This window comes from Pantoea sp. K16, from assembly GCF_048452805.1.
GTDB lineage: Bacteria > Pseudomonadota > Gammaproteobacteria > Enterobacterales > Enterobacteriaceae > Pantoea > Pantoea agglomerans.
In genome coordinates this window covers 1-1,871 of the sequence record NZ_JBLWNV010000031.1, presented here as the reverse complement: position 1 = coordinate 1,871, position 1,871 = coordinate 1, and the positions used below count along the sequence as shown (strand labels likewise).

The window sequence follows — 1,871 nt, the reverse complement described above, 5'->3', positions numbered from 1 at the left end:
AGTGTAGCCGTAGTTAGGCCACCACTTCAAGAACTCTGTAGCACCGCCTACATACCTCGCTCTGCTAATCCTGTTACCAGTGGCTGCTGCCAGTGGCGATAAGTCGTGTCTTACCGGGTTGGACTCAAGACGATAGTTACCGGATAAGGCGCAGCGGTCGGGCTGAACGGGGGGTTCGTGCACACAGCCCAGCTTGGAGCGAACGACCTACACCGAACTGAGATACCTACAGCGTGAGCTATGAGAAAGCGCCACGCTTCCCGAAGGGAGAAAGGCGGACAGGTATCCGGTAAGCGGCAGGGTCGGAACAGGAGAGCGCACGAGGGAGCTTCCAGGGGGAAACGCCTGGTATCTTTATAGTCCTGTCGGGTTTCGCCACCTCTGACTTGAGCGTCGATTTTTGTGATGCTCGTCAGGGGGGCGGAGCCTATGGAAAAACGCCAGCAACGCGGCCTTTTTACGGTTCCTGGCCTTTTGCTGGCCTTTTGCTCACATGTTCTTTCCTGCGTTATCCCCTGATTCTGTGGATAACCGTATTACCGCCTTTGAGTGAGCTGATACCGCTCGCCGCAGCCGAACGACCGAGCGCAGCGAGTCAGGGAGCGAGGAAGCTATGGTGCACTCTCAGTACAATCTGCTCTGATGCCGCATAGTTAAGCCAGTATACACTCCGCTATCGCTACGTGACTGGGTCATGGCTGCGCCCCGACACCCGCCAACACCCGCTGACGCGCCCTGACGGGCTTGTCTGCTCCCGGCATCCGCTTACAGACAAGCTGTGACCGTCTCCGGGAGCTGCATGTGTCAGAGGTTTTCACCGTCATCACCGAAACGCGCGAGGCAGCTGCGGTAAAGCTCATCAGCGTGGTCGTGCAGCGATTCACAGATGTCTGCCTGTTCATCCGCGTCCAGCTCGTTGAGTTTCTCCAGAAGCGTTAATGTCTGGCTTCTGATAAAGCGGGCCATGTTAAGGGCGGTTTTTTCCTGTTTGGTCACTGATGCCTCCGTGTAAGGGGGATTTCTGTTCATGGGGGTAATGATACCGATGAAACGAGAGAGGATGCTCACGATACGGGTTACTGATGATGAACATGCCCGGTTACTGGAACGTTGTGAGGGTAAACAACTGGCGGTATGGATGCGGCGGGACCAGAGAAAAATCACTCAGGGTCAATGCCAGCCGAACGCCAGCAAGACGTAGCCCAGCGCGTCGGCCGCCATGCCGGCGATAATGGCCTGCTTCTCGCCGAAACGTTTGGTGGCGGGACCAGTGACGAAGGCTTGAGCGAGGGCGTGCAAGATTCCGAATACCGCAAGCGACAGGCCGATCATCGTCGCGCTCCAGCGAAAGCGGTCCTCGCCGAAAATGACCCAGAGCGCTGCCGGCACCTGTCCTACGAGTTGCATGATAAAGAAGACAGTCATAAGTGCGGCGACGATAGTCATGCCCCGCGCCCACCGGAAGGAGCTGACTGGGTTGAAGGCTCTCAAGGGCATCGGTCGAGATCCCGGTGCCTAATGAGTGAGCTAACTTACATTAATTGCGTTGCGCTCACTGCCCGCTTTCCAGTCGGGAAACCTGTCGTGCCAGCTGCATTAATGAATCGGCCAACGCGCGGGGAGAGGCGGTTTGCGTATTGGGCGCCAGGGTGGTTTTTCTTTTCACCAGTGAGACGGGCAACAGCTGATTGCCCTTCACCGCCTGGCCCTGAGAGAGTTGCAGCAAGCGGTCCACGCTGGTTTGCCCCAGCAGGCGAAAATCCTGTTTGATGGTGGTTAACGGCGGGATATAACATGAGCTGTCTTCGGTATCGTCGTATCCCACTACCGAGATATCCGCACCAACGCGCAGCCCGGACTCGGTAATGGCG

At 57.1% G+C, this 1,871-nt stretch carries 2 protein-coding genes and 3 pseudogenes; 1 reads left to right on the top strand and 4 read right to left on the bottom strand.

What is annotated here, in order from left to right:
- A partial coding sequence (locus ACK13D_RS22085; RefSeq protein WP_219573032.1) for a hypothetical protein occupies window positions 1-183 on the bottom strand: 183 nt, incomplete at its 3' end.
- Window positions 184-804: 621 nt separating this feature from the next.
- Window positions 805-996, bottom strand: a complete 192-nt coding sequence (locus ACK13D_RS22025; RefSeq protein ID WP_000165985.1) for a Rop family plasmid primer RNA-binding protein — start codon at window positions 994-996, stop codon at window positions 805-807.
- A gap of 64 nt (window positions 997-1,060) precedes the next feature.
- Between ACK13D_RS22025 and ACK13D_RS22080 the strand changes: the two are divergent.
- Window positions 1,061-1,147 (top strand): annotated as a pseudogene (locus ACK13D_RS22080) (MobC family plasmid mobilization relaxosome protein); the annotation flags it as partial.
- 29 nt (window positions 1,148-1,176) lie between these two features.
- Here the strand turns inward: ACK13D_RS22080 and ACK13D_RS22020 are convergent.
- Both ACK13D_RS22020 and lacI read right to left on the bottom strand, forming a co-directional pair.
- A pseudogene (locus tag ACK13D_RS22020) lies at window positions 1,177-1,503 on the bottom strand (tetracycline resistance MFS efflux pump); the annotation flags it as partial.
- A gap of 49 nt (window positions 1,504-1,552) precedes the next feature.
- Window positions 1,553-1,871: pseudogene (lacI, locus tag ACK13D_RS22015) on the bottom strand (DNA-binding transcriptional repressor LacI); the annotation flags it as partial.